A 19,824-nucleotide genomic window follows, 5' to 3' on the forward strand; every position below is an offset into this window, starting at 1 on the left:
CCGCCCAGCAGGGCGGGAGCAATGATAACCTGCATGCTGGAGAGCAGCACATGGCTGATAGCGCGGAAACACGCGAACTGCCGACACAAACTCGACGGAATCTTTTAGATACGATGGAACTTGATACCCGACTGCTTGGCATGATCGGGGCCTTTGTCATAATCTGTATTGTGTTTGATGTCTGGACGGGCGGTCGCTTCCTAACTCCTCGTAATATTTTCAATTTGACCATTCAAACGGTTTCTGTTGCCATCATGGCGACGGGCATGGTGTTTGTCATCGTCACACGTCATATCGATCTGTCTGTGGGAGCCTTGTTGGCGACCTGTTCGGCGATTATGGCGATGTTTCAGACGCTGGTGATGCCGCAGTGGTTTGGTATAGATCTTGGCAGTCCCTTGATTGCTCCCTTGACCATCACGGTCGGGCTGGTTGTCGGTTGTTTTATCGGTGCCTTCCATGGTTGGTTGATCGGATTCCTGACCATCCCTGCCTTTATTGTTACACTTGGCGGACTTTTTGTCTGGCGCAACGTTGCTTGGCATTTGACGGCCGGGCAAACGATCGGGCCGCTTGATCCCGGTTTTGTTGCTTTGGGCGGCATTGACGGGACGCTCGGCGTCACGGGCAGTTGGGTGTTTGGAGCTTTGGCATCCGCCTTTACGCTGTATTTGTTGTTTAGCGCGCGGCGCAACAAGATTGCCCACCGTTTCACTGTGAAGCCCCTTTGGGCTGAGTTTGTGATTGGAGGAATTTTGGTCGGCGCCATTCTGGGCCTCGTCTGGATCCTCAACTCTTATGAAATTCCGATTGGACGTTTAAAACGCGAGTTTGCCGAGCGCGGTGACGTGTTGCCAAGTGGCTATACCGAAGCCTATGGCGTACCTTATTCTGTCCTCATCCTGATCGCAGTTGCAACCGTGATGACAATCGTGGCCCAACGCACGCGTTTGGGGCGTTATATCTTTGCGACGGGTGGTAACCCGGAAGCCGCGGCTTTATCTGGTATCAATACGCGATTGCTGACGGTCAAGATCTTTGCCATCGTCGGGGCGTTATGTGCCATTTCTGCTGTGGTTGCATCGGCTCGACAGAATTTCCACTCCAATGATATTGGCACACTGGACGAATTGCGGGTGATCGCGGCTGCGGTTATCGGCGGCACGGCGTTGGCCGGTGGTGTTGGCACCATTTACGGGGCCATTCTCGGCGCGCTCATTATGCAGTCCCTGCAATCAGGCATGGCCATGGTGGGCGTTGAAGCTCCTTATCAGAATATCGTCGTTGGCATTGTGCTGGTTTTGGCTGTTTATGTTGACATCGTCTATCGCAAGAAAACGGGGGACTGACGCATGACATCCTCTGCTAATACAGATCGTGGCACGCCGCTGGTTGAAATGCGCAACATGCGGCTGTCGTTCGGCGGTATTCATGCCGTTGATGATGTGTCGCTGGATTTATATCCCGGCGAAGTCGTGGGCGTGCTTGGCCATAACGGTGCCGGTAAATCCTGCCTTATGAAAATGCTATCCGGTGCGTATCAGCGCAACGGTGGCGAGATCTATGTCAATGGCCAGTTGGCTGAGATCAACAATCCAAGGGATGCTCGGGACTATAACATCGAGACCATTTATCAGACACTGGCTCTGGCTGACAATTTGGATGCAGCGTCCAACTTGTTTCTCGGGCGTGAGATGGTAACCGCTCTGGGGCTCGTCGATGATGCCCAGATGGAAGCCGAAACCCGCAAGATTATGGGACGTCTCAATCCCAATTTTGTGCGTTTTTCTGCGCCTGTGTCTGCCCTTTCGGGCGGGCAGCGCCAGTCTGTTGCGATTAGCCGCGCGGTTTATTTCAACGCCAAAATCCTGATTATGGATGAGCCCACTGCGGCGCTTGGTGTGGAAGAAACCAAAATGGTGGCCAATCTGATTGATGAGCTGAAAGCGCAAGGCCTGGGGATCTTCCTGATTGATCATGACATTCATCAGGTCAAAGCTTTGTGTGATCGCGCATCGGTGATGAAAAATGGTCGTTTGGTTGGCACGGTCAAAGTGGATGAGGTCACAGAAGATGATCTGCTCGGCATGATTATTCTGGGCAAACATCCGCATACCGGCGCAATCGTTTAGATCGGTGGTCCTTTGCCGAATGCCTGTTGTTCTGACACCCTAAAAATACAAAAGCCCGGTCAATTGGTCGGGCTTTTGTTTCTTCTTTTGGCAGATAACATAACGTAGCCGATCGGTGACCGCTTGGAGGAGCGGGAAACCTGTCTGGTCGGTTTTGGGGAGGAATGCTATGCGACGCTTTATGTTCGAAGCTCTTTTGTGCTCAGGTATCTGCCTTTTGAGTGGGGCAGTATCGGCCAGTGATCTTATCATGGGGGAGCCAATAATAGGGGATGAGCGGGCGGTTTCTGCACATCTGGGCCTTGCCGATCTGGAGACAACGGAACCGCAGGCTATCATCGATCATGGCCGGTTGCTGTTTGATGCCAAATTCACCACTCTTGACGGCGTCGGCCGCCCTTCGGCGACGCAGGCAGAAGTTCCGGTGAAACGCCGCCCCGGCGCAGTGCCCTCCTTCTTTCGCACGGCGGGGCCCGAAGCCAATGCCTGCAATGGGTGCCACAATCAACCAAATTCAGGGGGGGCGGGTGAGTTTGTCGCCAATGTTTTCACCTCCGAGGGCGTTTCTGACTTCGAGTTTGATACCTTAGAGGCGCAGTTTTCCAATGAACGCGGCACACCCCATCTGCATGGGTCGGGGCTCGTTGAGCTTTTGGCACGGGAAATGACCGCAGATTTGCATGCCCTGCGCCGTGTGGCCGTGGATGACGCACGGGCCACGGGCCAAGCGGTTGCCGTTGATCTTGTCTCCAAAGGCGTTGATTTTGGCCAATTGACTGTGGATCCGGATGGTTTCATTCAGATCGATAAAATCGAGGGGATTGATCACGACTTGATCGTCCGGCCCTTCAGTCAAAAGGGTGTCTTCACATCCCTGCGGCAGTTCAGCATTAATGCGATGAACGCCCACCACGGCATTCAGAGTGATGAGCGCTGGGGTCCGCAATGGACAGACAGTGAGGACTTTGACGAAGACGGCTTCAAAGGCGAGATCAGCGCAGGTGATATGACCGCCGTTGTGTTGTTTCAGGCGAGCCTACCGACGCCGGTTCAGAGTTTGCCCGAGAATCCTATTTTGAGTGGCGCGGCAAAACAGGGCGAGGCATTGTTTGAGCAGGTGCTGTGCAGCCAATGCCATATCAAAAGCCTGCCTTTGAAATCCCTGAGTTTTGTTGAACCCGGCCCCTACAATGCCGCAGGCAATATGCGGGTGTCTGATTTGGATGGTAAAAGCTATGCCTTTGCGCTGTCTTCTGAGGGCTTGCCACAAAATGACAAAGGCGAGTGGCTGGTTCCTGTGTTCTCGGATTTTAAGCGCCATGTGATCGCAGATTCGGAAAAGTCTCACTACGGCAATGAGCGGCTATCGCAGCGCTTTATTGCCAATGACCAGTTCTTGACGCCGCGCCTTTGGGGTGTAGGCAGCAGTGCGCCCTACGGCCATCGGGGGGATGTGACGACTTTGAAAGAAGCGATCTTGCATCATGGTGGTGAAGCGCGCGCTTCCCGTGTGGCTTATGAAAGTTTGGCTGACATGGACCAGCGCAAAATTGTTGAGTTTCTGAAGTCCCTGAAACTGACCTCGGAGGCAAAGTAATGAAAAATGCAATGATGGCCCTCCTTGCGGGCGCGGCGATGACCTTTGCGTCTCAGGCTTTAGCGATTGAGCCGCCGCATATGGTTGAAGTGACGGGTGAAACCGGTATCGACCATCGCTATACCGGCGGGTGGGAGTATTTTGTTGGCGGCGGTGTTGCGGCGTTTGATTGCAATGGTGATCGCTATCCCGAGCTTTATTTTGCTGGTGGCGCGGGAAAATCTGGCCTGTATCTCAACCGTAGCAGCAAAGGCGGTGCGTTACAGTTTTCTCTTAAAGAAAACAGCGTTTTGGCGCTGGATGCGGTCAGCGGAGCTTATCCGCTGGATATTGATGGTGATGGTATCCTTGATCTGGCTGTGTTGCGGGTTGGTGAAAACAAGCTCTTTCGTGGCAAAGGCAATTGTGTGTTTGAAGAAGCCAACGCGCTTTGGTCGTTTGACGGCGGCAAAGCTTGGTCCACCGCTTTTGCGGCCACATGGGAAAAGGGCAATGATTTGCCAACACTTGCCGTGGGCAATTATGTCGACCGCGATCAACCCGGAGCGCCGTTTGGTACCTGTCATGATACCGATTTTTATCGGCCGGACAGGGCAGGCGGTTATGATCATCAGAGTTTGAAGCCGGGCTATTGTGCGCTTTCTATGATGTTTACCGATTGGGGACGGACAGGAAAACCCGATCTGCGTATTGCCAATGATCGGCAATATTATCGCCACGGCCACGAGCAGCTTTGGAAAATCCGGGCTGGAGATGCACCCCAAGAATATAACTCTAGTGATGGCTGGCGGCGTTTGCGGGTCTGGGGTATGGGCATCGCCGCAACCGATTTAACCGGCGATGGCCGGCCGGATTATTATATCACCTCGATGGCTGACAATAAACTTCAGGTGCTTGCCACGCGGGACGGGACGCCAGACTATGAAGATCTTGCGTTTCAAAAGGGTATCACGGCACATCGGCCTTTTGTGGGCAACGCGGTCCATCCGTCAACCTCATGGCACGCCCAGTTTGATGACATCAACAATGACAGTTTTGTTGATTTGTTTGTCACCAAGGGCAATGTGGAAGCCATGACCGACTTCGCGATGAAAGACCCCAACAGTTTATTGCTGGGCGCGCCGGACGGGTCATTTACAGAAGCCGCTGACAAGGCCGGTATGATGAGCTTTGATCGCGGGCGTGGGGGCAGTTTGGTCGATCTGAATATGGATGGCCTGCTGGATAGTGTAGTTCTCAATCGCGAAAAACCGGCGCAACTCTGGCGCAATATGGGGCAAGCGCGTGCTGGGGCGGTAGATGCGGCCCCTATGGGCAACTGGGTTGCTTTGCAGGTTTTGCAAGACGGACCAAACCGCAATGCTGTTGGTGCCTTTATCGAAGTGCGGATCGCAGACCGAACCCAAAGCCGCGAGATCACTGTGGGTGGTGGCCATGCGGGTGGGAAAGTGGGATGGCATCATTTTGGCATCGGAGTTGCCGAGCGAGCGGTTGTGCGCATTCAATGGCCCGATGAAGAATGGAGCGCTTGGGTGCGTTTGTTTGCCAATCAGCATTCGCGTATCACCCGCGGTAAATCCACAGCGGATGTCTGGTTGCCTGCGCAAACCGCCAACCAAGACTGAGCACCGGCAGCAACAAAAAGCCCGCGATGTGAACAATCGCGGGCTTTTTGTTGCTGTACTGGATGTGAAATTCAGGCCGCTGTAGCATTGCCGCGTGCTCTGCGCGTTGTTGGTTTGTCTGTCATATTGCGCCAGATGCGATAGGCTTCAAGGCCTGCGAGCGGTATAAAATGCACCAGTGCTCCACCGGGGCCGTGGCTTACTAAAATCCAATGGGCCAAGGTTGCTACGGCGGCAACATATACGGCGCGCTGCAGGTTTTTCCAGCTTCGCGGCCCCATTTTGCGGATGGATAGATCGTTAGACGTGATCGCAAGCGGCACAAAAATGACAAAGGCCAGCCAGCCGGTCCAAATGCCTGCTTCAACGAAATCGGTCATCACGGCAGAGAGGGTACCCAAGTCGATGACGTAATATAGCGTGTGCAGTGCAGCATAGCCAAACGCCGCAACGCCGAGATAGCGACGCCGACGCGCAAGCCAGCGGATCCAGTTTGCTTTGGGAAAAAGCATTTTCAAGGGTGTTATGATCATGCAGATGATCATGAAGCGGGCCGAGAATTCACCCGTTGGATGCAGCAGGCGTTCGAGATCTCCTCCATTCAGAGCTCCCGAGATCATGCCGATGGATGGCACAGCCAGCAGGGCCCAAAAGAAATAGGGGGAATTGAAAAAAGATTTAACATTGGCTGTTGCCGACATTGGTCATGTCCATTGGTTGGTTTAAAATCGTCTTGATTGCATATATGCATGCTTGTCTGGTGCGCGGAGCTGCATTCTGGTCTGCTTGATCATATTGTCTTTGGCGGACGTATTGCCAGTTAATCTTGGTATCAAATTGTATCTCTTTGTATCTTTGTTTTGAGCCGTTTTGATTGTCTTAAGAATAGGATAGTCTTTATAGTGTCACAAAATACGCACGGTGGGGCTCGGCCTTTGTCGTTGCTCGAAAAACCAGAAAGCCTTGCTATGCGTCTTCACTTGATGAGATCAAAACGGTTTGCGCCTCTGTTTTGGACGCAGTTTCTATCGGCTTTCAATGATAATTTTCTGCGCTATTCGTTAATATTTCTCATTCTCTTTAAATTATCGGCTGATCAAGCGGCCTCTTTGGTCATGCTTGCTGGTGCCATCTTTATGTTGCCGTTTTTGTTGCTCTCCGCGCTGGGTGGCGAGATGGCGGACAAATATGACAAAGGCCGGTTGGCGGAAAAGCTGAAACTGGCTGAAATCGGCGCTTCTTTTGTGGCGGTTCTTGGCATATCGATGGGGTCGATTTGGCTATCTATGCTGGCGCTGTTTTTGTTCGGTGTGGTGTCTGCGCTGTTCGGGCCGATCAAGTTTGGTATTTTGCCAGATCACCTTGAGCAACGTGAATTGCCTGCGGCCAATGCATGGGTGGAAGGGGCGACATTTGTTGCCATTTTGGCCGGAACAATTGTTGCCGGGTTGGTGGCCTCTGGCGGTATTGACGCTTTTACCTTTGGTCCGATGATGGTTTTGTTTGCTGTTGCCTGTTGGGGGATCAGTCGCGCCATCCCTGACAGTGGCTCTGGTGATCCCGATCTGGTGATTAATCGCAATATTTTTGCATCGACCATGCAGCTGCTGTCAGAACTGCGACGCGATAAACGGATGTGGCGGGCGAGCCTTATTGTCTCTTGGTTCTGGTTGTTAGGTGCGGTTTTAACTGCGCTGGTGCCCAGTTTCGTGACGCAAATTATGGGCGGTTCACCGCTTGTCGTGACGGTCTATTCTACCGTTTTTGCGGTATCAGTGGCGATTGGGTCAGCGATTGCTGCGTGGCTGTGTGCAGGCCGCGTGGTGCTGCTGCCTGCGCCGTTTGGTGCCGCTTTGGCTGCGTTTTTCAGTCTACAGCTAGCGTGGAATCTGTCCGGCATGGATAGCCCCATTGTTGCTCAGAGCGTGGCGGAATTTTTCTCCTATACGGTCAGCATCAGAGTGGGCCTTGATCTGGCCGGGCTTGCCATAGCGGGTGCTCTGCTTGTGGTGCCTGCATTCACTGCGATTCAGACATGGGCTGACAAGGAACGTCGGGCGCGGGTCATTGCTGCGGTCAATGTGATGAATGCCGTGTTTATTTTTGTTTCCGGGGCTTTTTTGGCTCTGCTTCAGTCGCAAGGGGCCTCTATCCCCCAGATCCTGATGCTGCTGGCGGTCTGCAACGGGCTGGCGGCTTGGCTAATGATCCGTTATTTGCCAACCAATCCCATTTGGGATTTGGTGAATATCCTATTTCGCGCCTTTTCCCGTCTGGAGGTTGAGGGGCGCGAAAATCTTGAGAAGGCGGGTAAGGCCCCGATTTTGGCTTTCAACCATGTCAGCTTTCTTGACGGCCCCTTGGCGCTGGCGATCACCGAAGAAGAACCGGTTTTTGCCATCGATGCCAAAACGGCCAAAGCATGGTGGATGCATCCCTTCTTGCGGTTCTGTAATTATCTGGTGCTGGAACCTTCGCTGCCGATTGCCCAGCAGAACCTGATCCAGACCATTCAGAATGGCAATTCTCTGGTGATTTTCCCTGAAGGCAGGGTGACAGACACCGGTAGCTTGATGAAAGTCTATGATGTGGCAGCGATGGCTGCGGATATGACCGGATCTATGGTCGTGCCTATCCGGATCGATGGATTGGAGCGCAGCTATTCCACGTCCATTGATGCCAAAAATGTCCGGCGTCAGCTTTTTCCCAAGGTGAAGGTGACTATTCTGGAGCCGGTCAGATTGGCCGTGCCTCAAGAGCTGAAAGGGCGCAAGCGGCGCATGGCGGCAGGGGCTCAATTGCAGAGTATTATGGCCGAATTGGTGTTTCGCACGACAAATGTCGATCAGACGGTTTTGCAAAAGGTCATTAAAGTTGGACGCAGTCTTGGTCTGCGACGCAATGCGATTGAGGACCCGTTTTCTGGTCGAATGACTTACGGCGATATCCTGACGGGCAGCCGTGTGTTGGGGGCGCGCTTCTTAAAGGATTATGCCTCGGAGGATCGCGTCGGTGTCATGTTGCCCAATGCGAATGGCACTGTGGTGGTAATCTTGGGGTTGATGTCGGCTGGTAAAGTGCCGGCAATGCTCAATTTCACATCCGGTGTTGCCAACCTTGTGTCGGCTTGCAAAACGGCCAATCTTTCGACCGTTTTGACGTCGCGCAGTTTTGTTGAACAGGCAAAGCTCGAAGCGGTGATTGAAGCGCTGAAGGATCAAGTCAAAATTGTCTGGGTGGATGATATCCGCGCGACCATTTCGTTGACAGAAAAACTCAAAGGCAGGTGGTATCGCACGCGCCCGTTGACGGACAGACAGGCGGATGATCCGGCGGTTGTTCTTTTTACCTCGGGTTCAGAAGGGGTGCCCAAGGGCGTGGTTCTGACCCATCGAAACTTGTTGTCCAATGCTGCTCAATGTGGTGCCAGTATCGACTTCAATTTGGGGGATCGGGTGTTTAATGTTTTGCCGGTGTTTCATTGTTTTGGATTGACGGCTTGCACAATCTTGCCATTGGTTCGGGGGTTGCCGATTTATTTCTATCCGTCGCCGTTGCATTACAGGATTATTCCCGAACTGGTCTATGGCACCAACGCGACCATTTTGTTTGGCACCGATACGTTCCTTAATGGATATGCACGCACCGCCCACCCATTTGATTTTCGTTCCGTGCGTTATTGTGTGGCTGGCGCCGAGCCGGTGAAAGCCTCGACGCGTAAGGTTTTCCTTGAGCAATTTGGTGTGCGTATTCTTGAGGGGTATGGCGTGACAGAAGCCTCGCCGGTGATTGCGCTCAATACGCCCATGTATAACAAAGCCGGATCGGTGGGCAAACCGTTGCCCGGTATTGAAACGCGTCTTGAGCCGGTTCCCGGAATTGCTGAAGGAGGGCGCTTGTTTGTGAAAGGTGCCAATATCATGGCGGGCTATTTGCGGGCTGAAAATCCCGACGTTCTGGAGCCTCCCGTTGATGGCTGGCATGATACCGGTGATATTGTCACCATAGATGCCGAGGGTTACATCACTATCATCGGGCGGGCCAAACGCTTTGCTGATATTGCGGGTGAAAAGATCTCGCTGGCGGCGATTGATCGCTTGGCCGATGACTTGTGGCCCGGGTATCTTTCGGCCACTGGCTCCTTGCCGGATCCCAAGCGGGGAGAGCGGGTGATCATGGTGACGGACAATCCCGACGCCAATCGATCCGATCTGACGGCTTATGCCAGGTCGATGGGCGTTTCCGACCTTATGGTGCCGTCGGAGATTGTCATTCAGCCGGTGCCTGTCTTGGGGACTGGAAAAATCGATTTTGTTGGCGTGCAAAAGTCAATCGATGCAATGTCAGAACAGCATAAACAATAAACTGGAAATATTGACCACAATCGCAGGTGCTACGCTTTGGGCCAGCTTGTTGAGTCTCGCTTGCCATCGCCTGCCTAAGGCGGGGAGTGACGATAGTTCTGCGCAATGCCGCCGCTTCGTTGCATTTAAATCTCTTGATTTTAGGTGCTTTTATGAAGTTGTGCTGCATTGGTGAATAACGTGTCGTTGCGCTGTTCATTCCTGCATTTAGTCGGCTTGTTTCTTGTTTTTACGCATATTCTTTTCTGCTAACTCTGTTACGATCAATGCGATTTTCGAGTTTTCTTGAAGGAATATACAAATGTCTGTTGAGCAATTTGGGATAATGCCAGATGGCACCGCTGTTGAGCGTGTGACGATCACTGGCGGGGGCCTGAGCGCAAAAATTCTGTCCTATGGCGCTATTCTTCAGGACTTGCGGCTGGAAGGCCACGCCAAACCACTGGTATTGGGTTTTGACGCTCTGGAAGATTATTTCACCTACAAGGCGCATGTTGGAGCGACGGCGGGCCGTGTGGCCAATCGTATTCGCGATGGTCGTTTTGAGTTGGGTGGCAAGATCTATCAGTTGGATATCAATTTTGCTGGCAAGCATAGCTTGCATGGTGGCACCAAAGGCATCGGCTTGCGGGTATGGAATTTTGACAAGATCGACACCAATGCGGTGCATATGTCATTGCAGCTCGCTGATGGCGAAATGGGGTATCCGGGCAACATGACCATCAAGCTGGTCTATACTTTGTTGGACAATGGGGTGCTGGATCTTGATATGAAGGCGACATCAGACGCCGACACCCTGTGTAATCTGGCGCATCATGGCTATTTCAATCTTGATGGTGAAGGCGATATCCTTGACCATGAATTGCAGATTGATAGTGATCGCTATTTGGATGTGACCGCTGAGCTTATTCCCACGGGAAAAATTCTATCTGTTGATGGACAAAGCGTTGATTTTCGCAAAAAGAAAAGCATCCGCTCTGCACATGACATCAAGCCGATCGACAACAATTTCTGTATCGAGGAGACCGCTGGCTCCTTGCGTCGGGTGGCTACCCTTTCAAGCCCAAAATCCGGTGTCAGCATGGATGTCTTGACCACGGAGCCCGGCCTGCAGGCTTATGATGCGGTCAATCTTAAGGCGGGTATGCCTGCGCTTGATGGCGGCACCTCCGGCCCTTGCGGCGGCTTCTGCCTTGAACCACAAATCTGGCCGGATGCTATCCATCATCCAAACTTTCCATCCGCAGTTCTTAAGGCTGGTGAGACCTACCATCAGCAGACCCAATATGCCTTTCGCAAGGTTTAACCAAGGGTTGTGAAAGCACAAGGGGAAGCCCGCTAGAAGGTGTGCTTGCCTTCTTTTGAGGCTGGCAATGCGGGGCAAAATGAACCCGCTCAACACAAGATGTTGGGCGGGTTAAGTTGTGGGAGATATCTATGCCTATGTGTCGGTTCGGATCCAAGCGGGCTTACCCCATGGCTTTGAACAGCACATTTTGATCCAGCAGGTAGCGGTTGAAAAGAGGCAGGGTTGCAGCGCCCAACGCGCGCGCGCCATTGCCGACTGTGCCGGGTAAAATGGTTGGCAAAATGATGCCTTGAAGGTCAAGTTTATCTGTTTTTGCGATTGTTTTTTGAATCAGGATCTCAAGTATATTTCTTGGAATGGCCCCGTCAATAATCGCAGCTTCGAAGTCAATGACGGAGCTAGAGGCAACAATGGCCATCGCGATATAGTCGGATGCACACTCAATCCATTGGGACAATGTGTCTCCGAGTTCGGACCAGTCAGACAGGGTATCGCGCAAGATGGCGGGGTCTTTCCCCTCTTTGATCAGCATTTTTTCCAGATCATAGATTGACGCATGATCCAGCAGCTGGCCGGTTGAGCCGTGTTCTTTTATCGGCAGAGACCCCAAAGCGCCTGCGTTGCCGGTGCGACCGGAATAGATCGAGTGATTGAGTACAATGCCACCGCCTGCGAATGTTCCAATGAAAAAATAAACAAAATCAGCAAATTCTGCCCCGCGGCCAAATGTCAGTTCTGCGCCACATGCTGCTGTGGCATCATTCTGGGTAAAGCTATGCAAACCGGTTTTTTCTTCCAGCTCTTTGGATATATCAAAGCCTTGCCAGAGGTCCATTGACCCGTGGGGTGCTCCCACTTTTTCTGCCCACATCCAAAGTTGGAATGGAATGCCGATGCCGATGCCTGCTATTTTGGGCAGGTCCTTTTTGTCAATTTTTGCTGAGAGCTCTTTGATGGCTTCAATTGCAAAGGCAAGCAGATCGTGGGGTAGGGGATAGGGGTAGGTCTTGCGAATTGAAGCGATCCGGTTGCCCAAAAAATTGATGAGGACCATTTCCGCGCTGCGACGGCCTATTTTCATACCAAAGGAATAGGCCCCCTCTGGATTGAGGGCCATGGGGATGGATGGTTGACCCACCTTGCCACGGACAGGCTCTCTGCGCAGAAGCAAACCGTCAGCTTCCAGAGAGCGCATAATGACCGAGACGGTCTGGGCGGAAAGGCCGCTTCTGCGCGCTATGTCGGACTTGGGCAGATGACCATGGCGCCTGACAAGCGAAAGGACCAGTCTCTCGTTATATGCGCGCACCCGTGTCTGATTGGCCCCGCCTGATGGATCTGAAATGCGATCAATATTTGATGGGGCTTTGCTCATTTGACGACTTTCTTATTACCGCTTCTTTTGCATCAAGTCTGGGTCGCAGTCTGGTTTTTGGGTTTGCAATTATTGACTGGATATCTGCGCTAATTTTTCACAGGTCAATTAATAAATCAATTGGATTTATTAATTGACAGGCCTGATTTTCAATGTCAGTCTGACGAGGCTAGCGGATCTCAAAGTGCTCCAGACTGACGAAAGCTGACTTGAGTGCTGATCTGTGAATGGGTCAATTTCTGGGAGGAAAATATGAAATCCATTGTCAAAACGTCACTCGTCGGCCTTGCTATGGGGGTTGCCAGTGTTTCTTTTGCATCGGCGGCCGATATTAGCGCTTGCTTGATCACCAAGACCGATACCAACCCTTTCTTTGTTAAAATGAAGGAAGGCGCGACGGCCAAAGCGGAAGAGCTTGGTATTACGCTCAAGTCTTATGCCGGCAGAATCGATGGGGATTCCGAAAGCCAGGTTGCTGCTATTGAAACCTGCATTGCGGACGGTGCCAAAGGAATTTTGATTACGGCTTCGGACACAAAAGGTATTGTGCCTGCCGTGACCCAAGCGCGTGACGCTGGCATGTTGGTTATTGCTCTTGATACGCCTTTGGAGCCAATCGACGCTGCTGATGCAACATTTGCTACAGACAATTTCTTGGCTGGTGAGTTGATCGGTAAATGGGCCGCAGCATCGCTGGGCGACAAAGCCAAAGACGCCAAAATCGCAATGCTTGATTTGGCCGTTAGTCAGCCATCGGTGGGTGTGTTGCGCGATCAGGGGTTCATGAAAGGCTTTGGCATTGATATTGCCGACCCGAACAAATGGGGCGACGAAAATGATGCGCGCATCGTTGGCCATGATGTTACCCAAGGCAACGAAGAAGGTGGCCGCAAGGCAATGGAAAACCTTCTGACCAAAGATCCTGAAATCAACGTGGTTTACACCATCAACGAGCCTGCTGCTGCGGGTGCGTATGAAGCGTTGAAAGCTCTTGGACGTGAAGGGGAAGCCCTGATCGTTTCCGTCGACGGTGGCTGCCCCGGCGTTGCCAATGTTAAAGATGGCATCATTGGTGCTACGTCCCAGCAATATCCGTTGCTGATGGCCTCCAAAGGTATTGAAGCCATTGCTGCTTGGGCAAAAGACGGTAAGAAACCTGAAAAAACTCCAGGTAAAAACTTCTTTGATACCGGGGTCAATCTCGTGACCGACAAGCCTGCTGAGGGCGTCGACTCCATTGATGTCAAAGAAGGCACAGATCGCTGCTGGGGCTAAGAGCTTGGCGACTTTATAGTATGATTTGAAACGCGATGGGGCAGTTTTCGCAAGCCGAGGGCTGCCCTTTTCTTATCGTATGCATTGGGATTGGCGTGAGGTCTATCCTGCAGCAGGCCAAGTTTATCCGCATTCACTTGGTGTTTTGACCCCTTGGGCCGATCAATCAGATCGCCTTGTGGGCGTGGTCATCTGCTGGGGATGGATCAAGGGAGATTGTTATGGCGGAAACTGAACCCGTAAAATCCAGCAAGGCGCAGGATTTTGAATCGGTGTTGGAGGGGAGTGCGCGCGGAGTCGCGAGCTTTGATGACAACAATAAATCAGGAATTGAGCGGATACAGCATTTGTTGCATGGCAACCCAGCTTTGGTGCCATTGATTGTGCTTCTTATGTCCTTGGCAATTTTCGGTGTCATTCTGGGTGGAAAGCTATTTTCACCCTTTGCGCTGACCCTTATTTTGCAGCAAGTGGCCATCGTTGGCTTTGTCGGTGCGGCTCAGACATTGGTGATCATGACGGCCGGTATCGACCTTTCGGTTGGCGCGATTATGGTGCTGTCTTCTGTCGTGATGGGGCAGTTTACCTTTCGGTATGGCTTCCCGCCTGAAGTAGCGGTGCTTTGCGGTTTTGCTGTCGGGGGCCTTTGCGGCTTTATCAACGGCACGTTAGTGGCGCGCGTTAAATTGCCCCCCTTCATTGTGACGCTGGGCATGTGGCAGATCGTACTGGCGACAAACTTTCTATATTCAGCCAACGAGACCATCAGAAGTCAGGATCTTGCCGAACACGCGCCAATTTTGCAGTTTTTTGGTGAGAAAATTAAAATTGGTGGCGCTGTCTTCACCTTTGGCGTTATCGCCATGCTGCTGTTGGTGTTTGTGCTCAATTATGTGCTCAGTCACACGGCTTGGGGGCGGCATGTTTATGCGGTGGGGGATGACCCAGAAGCGGCTGAATTGTCCGGTGTCAGTGTCAAGAAAACCCTCATTTCGGTTTATGTTCTTGCCGGTTTGATTTGTGCTCTTGCTGGCTGGGCATTGATTGGCCGTTTGGGGTCTGTTTCGCCCACGGCTGGCCAGAATGCCAATATCGAATCCATTACTGCCGTTGTGATTGGTGGCATTTCTTTGTTCGGTGGCCGCGGGTCCATTTTGGGCATGTTGTTCGGGGCTTTGATCGTGGGTGTCTTCTCTCTTGGTTTGAGACTGATCGGTACCGATCCGCAATGGACCTATTTGCTGATTGGCCTGCTTATCATTACCGCTGTTGCAATTGACCAATGGATCAGAAAGGTCTCGTCATGAACGCTCCAGACTATAATGCCGAACCCATTCTGACCGCCCGAGGCGTGACCAAACGCTATGGTCGTGTCACGGCCCTTGATCGGGCAGACTTCGATCTCTATCCCGGTGAAATACGGGCCGTGATTGGCGACAACGGGGCGGGTAAATCAACGATGATCAAAGCCATCTCCGGTGCTCTGATCCCTGATGACGGCGAGATCACACTCTATGGTAAAAAAATCCAGTTCCAGTCTCCAATGGAAGCGCGGGATGCTGGCATTGAAACCGTCTATCAGAATTTGGCCCTGTCTCCGGCTTTGTCGATCGCGGATAATATGTTTATGGGCCGCGAGATCCGCAAACCCGGATTTCTGGGCAAATATTTGCGCATGTTGGATCGGCCAAAAATGGAGCAGATCGCTCGAGACAAGTTGACGGAACTTGGCTTGATGACCATTCAGAATATCAACCAAGCGGTTGAATCTCTGTCTGGTGGTCAGCGTCAGGGCGTGGCGGTGGCCAGAGCAGCGGCTTTTGGATCAAAAGTGGTCATCATGGATGAACCAACCGCAGCGCTGGGGGTGAAAGAGTCCCGCAAAGTGCTGGAGTTGATTCAGGATGTGCGGGCGCGTGGTCTGCCCATTGTGTTGATTTCGCATAATATGCCGCATGTCTTCGAAGTCGCGGACAAAATCCATGTTCACCGTCTGGGGCGCCGATTGTGCGTTATTGATCCAAAGGAATATACAATGTCTGACGCCGTTGCCTTCATGACTGGAGCAAAGACACCGCCCCAAGAGCTGAATTGATCCCTTCGGTCCAGCCAATAGAGAGCTAAAGGTATCAAAGGCTTTGGTTCTCAAGTGAAAGCCACGCATGGTTCTCCCTCATGCGTGGTTTTTTTGTGTGATGCCTATGGTTGCTACCTGTGTTCTAATTTTGAGTGGATTGGTAACAAGAAATCGGGTGCGGGGGTGGCGAGACAGTCGCTTTGGCTTATAAATAGGGTCGACTCATTCAACGACAGGTGATGCATTATGGCCGTGGTAGACTTGAATTCTGATTTGGGTGAAAGCTTTGGAGCCTATTCCATTGGTGATGATGCGGCGATGTTGTCGATTGTCAGTTCGGCCAATGTGGCCTGCGGGTTCCATGGCGGGGATCCCCTTGTGATGCATGAAACCTTGCGGTTGGCACGCGACAAAGGCGTCGGTGTTGGTGCGCATCCCGGTTTCAACGATCTTTGGGGGTTTGGTCGCCGCCCCATCGTTGGGGATCGCCCCGAGGATGTCGAAAAACAGCTCATCTATCAGATTGGTGCAATCGAGGCGATGGCGCGCTCGCTCGACATGAAAATTGGCCACTATAAAGTGCATGGTGCGCTCAACAACATGGCTTGTGTGGATGCCGATCTTGCCATGGCAACGGCGCGTGCTGTTAAAATGGTGAACCGAGATCTCATATATCTCGTCATGCCGGGCAGTGAGATGGAGAAAGCCGGTGAGGCGCTTGGGTTGAATGTCGCACGCGAGATTTTTGCCGATCGTGCCTACACAGATGAAGGCATGCTGGTGTCGCGCAAAGACCCTCGCGCAATGATCGAAGATGCCGATGAAGCCGCGCGCCGAATGGTTGATTTTGTCCTGTCTGGCGAAATTGAAAGTGCAAGTGGCAAGCGTATTGCTGCCAAAATTGACTCTATCTGTGTGCATGGGGACAGCCCCCATGCGGTCGCAATGGCAGGAAAAGTGCGTGATGCTCTTGTCTCCGCCGGGGTGGATATCCGTCCGATGATGGACACCTTGGGGTCTGATTAATGGCCGTGGACTTTTTACCTTCCGGTGATTGTGGTCTCACAATCCAGTTTGGCCATACTATAGACAGAGCGTTGAGCGGCCAGATTATGGCTTTGCGTGCTGCTGTGGATCAGGCCCAACTGGCTGGCGTGATCGAGACGGTCCCGACTTATCGGTCGCTGCTGGTCCATTATGATCCGCTTGTTACGTCCCAGTCGGCTTTGATCGCTGCTCTTGAGCCTTTGTTGGCACATTTGGACAACACATCGGATACGCAATCTAGGCGTTGGATTTTGCCGGTTTGCTTTGACGCACCCTTCGCACCTGATCTTGAGTCTGTTGCCGCTCACGCCGAAATGGACAAGCAGGAGGTGATCGGGCATCTCACATCAATTGAGCATTTTGTCTATATGCTTGGTTTCGCTCCAGGGTTGCCCTACATGGGCGATTTACCCGAGCGGTTAGCCATACCGCGGCGAAAAACACCGATAATGGGCGTGCCAAAAGGGTCGGTGCTTGTGGCGACCGGTTTGACCATCATTTACCCCGCGGTCAATCCTACGGGATGGCATATTGTGGGGCGTTGCCCTGTGCCGATTTTTGATTTGGGCAAGGCTGATCCGGTTCTTTTGTCTCCCGGGGACCGTGTTTGTTTCCGTGAAGTGGATCTTGAGCAGTTTCAGGATATTGAGGCTGAACTGGCCGCTGGCTCATATAGCATTGAAGAGGCCAAGCTGCCATGATCCCCTCAATAGAAGTTGTTGCGCCGGGTTTGATGTCTACGGTTCAGGATCTGGGACGGTTTGGCCATCAAGCACAGGGCGTGCCCGTGTCCGGTGCGCTTGATCCGGGCAATCTGCGCTTGGCCAATGCCTTGGTTGGAAATGCGCAAGGCATTGGGGCGCTGGAGCTGCGTATTCTTGGGCCAACCTTAAAAGTGGCGGCGCAAAGCGTGCGGGTTGCACTGACTGGCTCAGATGGTTTTATAGATTTGGTGGAGCCGAGGGGAAAACCGGTCCCTGCCAACCGCGCGGTAATGCTTGAGCAGGGCCAAGTGTTTCGCATAAGCAGTGTTGCCGATAGTGCGGTTTGCTATCTGGCGGTTGAGGGAGGCTTTGATCTCCCGTTGCTCTATGGTAGCCAGTCCACATATGTCTCTGGCGGGCTTGGTGGTTTTGAAGGGCGCGCGTTGCAGGCGGGGGATTTTGTCCCCTTATGCAAGGGGAGTGTCGAAGCCGACGCTGACCGCATTTGTTTCACGCCGCTGCGCTATAGTGTAGCTGGTCCCATTCGTGTGGTGCTTGGGCCGCAGTCTGACTATTTTTCTGATGAAGGCTTACAGACGTTTCTGAGTGAAGATTTTTCATTTTCCAATGAATCAAACCGCATGGGTGTTCGGTTGTCTGGACCGGAGGTCGCTCACAGCAAGGGCGCTGACATCAATTCGGACGGCATTGTTACCGGTTCTGTACAGGTGCCCGGTAATGGATTGCCGATTATTCTGCTTGCCGATCATCAAACGACGGGTGGATACCCCAAAATTGGAACCATCGCCAGCGCAGATCTTGCTCGGTTGGGGCGGATGTCTTCGGGGGCTAAAGTTCGGTTTGCTGCGTTATCTGTTGCAGAGGCGGAAGAAGCTCGCCGAGCGCTGGAACAGCAAATTTTGGCGTGCATCGATGCTATCGTGCCTCTGCCAAATGAGGAGCAAATGTTCAATCATCTTTTGCATAGCGCTAATTTGATTTGTGGTGTTTGGGTGGATTGATTTGGTGCGGTTTTTGCCGTGCTATTGTTGCTTTGGGGCGCGCAATTCTCTTGTCGGGGAAATCTGTGGACAAGCTTCCACTATGGGCAGGTCCGAGCAGGCGCTTCTCATCTTTAAGCATGACAAAAGTGTTTTTGCAGGAATCAAACCCTCAAATCCAGTTGCTTTTGTAGTCAGTCAAAGGGATGCTCCCTATCTCTGTGTATTGGTGCCGCTCGGTTTTGAGCGCTGTTAGGGCGTCTTGAAAGGGGAGAGGGCACGGCCTTCTATTCTGGCTTAACCTCAGTCCTCGACGAGGAAAAAATCAGGATGTTGCTCGCGAATGCGCGGTATAATACTGAGGATTTGGCGCAAGTGATCTTGAATTTGTGTGCTTACCAGTTCTTTGTCTCTGAGCTTGATTGCTTCGTAGATTCTGAGGTGTGCCGCAAAGGCTTCCTCGAGGGTGAACGCCAGAGACAGAAAGCGCACTCTGTCCATATGGGCCTTGTTGTCTTTAATCAGGTCCCATGCAAAAGCAAGATTGCATCTCTCACAAATGGTGCGGTGGAATCTGTCGTCTAGTGTATGGAAAAGCGCGGTATCGTTGGCTTTGACTGCTATGCGCTGCTGATCCAGAATGACTTTTAAAACTTCATAATCTTCGGTCTGCATCTTGTCGCAGGCCACTCTGTTGGTTTTGGTTTCAAGTGCACATCGAATGAAGCGGGCCTGCTCTACAGCCTCTTCAGAAATCAAGGATATAGTGGTCGCTACCTGCGGCTTCATATTCAAGAAACCCAGCTTAAACAGACGATAGAAAGCATCGCGCACCGGCTGGCGCGATACGCCCAGAGCTTTGGCGACCTCAGCTTCCGAGATTTTCACACCGGGCTTAAGTTCCAGCGTTAGAATCTGTCTGTGCAATTCTTCAAAGACGGAATCCGCCACTGATACTCTATTTAGGGGGCTCAAGACTGTTTCAATGGTCATTTATGGAATTTCCTGCTTTGTCGTCATGATAATACTGGCATATCAGTTTACAAGCAAGAAGAACTGGTATATTAGTTAGCTAGTAAAATATTCTATTCCTGTAGACCTTCAAAGGGAGGCCCGTTTGTCCGGTCAACTCTGGCCATCAGGCACCCATTGAAAATGAAGAATGCGGCGGTCCCTGCAAATCGCTCACACTGCCAGATTTCACCGCAGCAGTTATCGGTGCGATCTGATCTCGGTGTTGGCCGTTCTTTGTACTGGCTGGGCGCTTTTAGCTCGGGAGGGGGCGCGTGAATACTCAGGGAATAAACTTGGTACTCTG

15 protein-coding genes are annotated in these 19,824 nt (G+C 52.2%); 12 read left to right on the forward strand and 3 right to left on the reverse strand.

From position 1 onward, the window contains the following. Window positions 1-50: 50 nt before the first annotated feature. The 4 genes from C0081_RS18570 to C0081_RS18585 all read left to right on the forward strand — a co-directional run bounded on the left by C0081_RS18570 (window position 51) and on the right by C0081_RS18585 (window position 5,354). Window positions 51-1,349, forward strand: a complete 1,299-nt coding sequence (locus C0081_RS18570; protein ID WP_101535352.1) for a sugar ABC transporter permease — start codon at window positions 51-53, stop codon at window positions 1,347-1,349. 3 nt (window positions 1,350-1,352) lie between these two features. Continuing rightward, a complete protein-coding gene (locus C0081_RS18575) occupies window positions 1,353-2,132 on the forward strand; it encodes an ATP-binding cassette domain-containing protein (RefSeq protein ID WP_101535353.1) in 780 nt (259 codons plus the stop codon). A gap of 169 nt (window positions 2,133-2,301) precedes the next feature. Next, window positions 2,302-3,729, forward strand: coding sequence for a di-heme oxidoredictase family protein (locus C0081_RS18580; protein WP_101535354.1), 1,428 nt, complete (start codon window positions 2,302-2,304; stop codon window positions 3,727-3,729). Then, on the forward strand, window positions 3,729-5,354 hold the full coding sequence (locus tag C0081_RS18585; RefSeq protein ID WP_101535355.1) for an FG-GAP repeat domain-containing protein: 1,626 nt from the start codon (window positions 3,729-3,731) through the stop codon (window positions 5,352-5,354). Before C0081_RS18580 ends, C0081_RS18585 begins: the two co-directional genes overlap by 1 nt. Before the next feature lie 71 nt (window positions 5,355-5,425). On the opposite strand, the gene C0081_RS18590 is transcribed toward C0081_RS18585, so the two are convergent. Beyond that, a complete protein-coding gene (locus C0081_RS18590; RefSeq protein ID WP_101535356.1) occupies window positions 5,426-6,055 on the reverse strand; it encodes a protein-methionine-sulfoxide reductase heme-binding subunit MsrQ in 630 nt (209 codons plus the stop codon). A 267-nt stretch (window positions 6,056-6,322) separates the two neighbouring features. Here C0081_RS18590 and C0081_RS18595 point away from each other — a divergent pair, with 267 nt between their 5' ends. Beyond that, window positions 6,323-9,718 (forward strand): acyl-[ACP]--phospholipid O-acyltransferase, encoded by a 3,396-nt coding sequence (locus C0081_RS18595; protein ID WP_101535446.1) that lies wholly within the window; start codon window positions 6,323-6,325, stop codon window positions 9,716-9,718. 301 nt (window positions 9,719-10,019) lie between these two features. Continuing rightward, window positions 10,020-11,024, forward strand: a complete 1,005-nt coding sequence (locus C0081_RS18600; RefSeq protein ID WP_101535357.1) for an aldose epimerase family protein — start codon at window positions 10,020-10,022, stop codon at window positions 11,022-11,024. A gap of 163 nt (window positions 11,025-11,187) precedes the next feature. Here C0081_RS18600 and C0081_RS18605 read toward each other — a convergent pair whose 3' ends face one another. Further along, window positions 11,188-12,402, reverse strand: a complete 1,215-nt coding sequence (locus C0081_RS18605; protein ID WP_101535358.1) for an ROK family transcriptional regulator — start codon at window positions 12,400-12,402, stop codon at window positions 11,188-11,190. A gap of 252 nt (window positions 12,403-12,654) precedes the next feature. Between C0081_RS18605 and C0081_RS18610 the strand changes: the two genes are divergently transcribed. The 6 genes from C0081_RS18610 to C0081_RS18640 all read left to right on the forward strand — a co-directional run bounded on the left by C0081_RS18610 (window position 12,655) and on the right by C0081_RS18640 (window position 18,527). Then, window positions 12,655-13,677: a sugar ABC transporter substrate-binding protein gene (locus tag C0081_RS18610; protein WP_101535359.1), complete on the forward strand. Its 1,023-nt coding sequence runs from the start codon at window positions 12,655-12,657 to the stop codon at window positions 13,675-13,677. Between the two features lie 221 nt (window positions 13,678-13,898). Further along, window positions 13,899-14,984 (forward strand): ABC transporter permease, encoded by a 1,086-nt coding sequence (locus tag C0081_RS18620; protein WP_101535361.1) that lies wholly within the window; start codon window positions 13,899-13,901, stop codon window positions 14,982-14,984. Then, window positions 14,960-15,772 (forward strand): ATP-binding cassette domain-containing protein, encoded by an 813-nt coding sequence (locus tag C0081_RS18625; RefSeq protein WP_245417999.1) that lies wholly within the window; start codon window positions 14,960-14,962, stop codon window positions 15,770-15,772. Before C0081_RS18620 ends, C0081_RS18625 begins: the two co-directional genes overlap by 25 nt. A gap of 228 nt (window positions 15,773-16,000) precedes the next feature. After that, window positions 16,001-16,780 carry a LamB/YcsF family protein gene (locus C0081_RS18630; RefSeq protein ID WP_101535362.1) on the forward strand — a complete coding sequence of 260 codons (780 nt, stop codon included), beginning with the start codon at window positions 16,001-16,003 and terminating at the stop codon, window positions 16,778-16,780. Next, a complete protein-coding gene (pxpB, locus tag C0081_RS18635) occupies window positions 16,780-17,502 on the forward strand; it encodes a 5-oxoprolinase subunit PxpB (protein ID WP_101535363.1) in 723 nt (240 codons plus the stop codon). Before C0081_RS18630 ends, pxpB begins: the two co-directional genes overlap by 1 nt. Next, window positions 17,499-18,527 (forward strand): 5-oxoprolinase subunit C family protein, encoded by a 1,029-nt coding sequence (locus C0081_RS18640; protein ID WP_101535364.1) that lies wholly within the window; start codon window positions 17,499-17,501, stop codon window positions 18,525-18,527. Before pxpB ends, C0081_RS18640 begins: the two co-directional genes overlap by 4 nt. 282 nt (window positions 18,528-18,809) lie before the next feature. Here the strand turns inward: C0081_RS18640 and C0081_RS18645 are convergent, their stop codons facing one another. Further along, complete coding sequence (locus C0081_RS18645) at window positions 18,810-19,499, reverse strand: GntR family transcriptional regulator (RefSeq protein ID WP_101535365.1); 690 nt, start codon at window positions 19,497-19,499, stop codon at window positions 18,810-18,812. Between the last annotated feature and the right edge of the window lie 325 nt (window positions 19,500-19,824).

This window comes from Cohaesibacter celericrescens, from assembly GCF_002866925.1.
Classification (GTDB): domain Bacteria; phylum Pseudomonadota; class Alphaproteobacteria; order Rhizobiales; family Cohaesibacteraceae; genus Cohaesibacter; species Cohaesibacter celericrescens.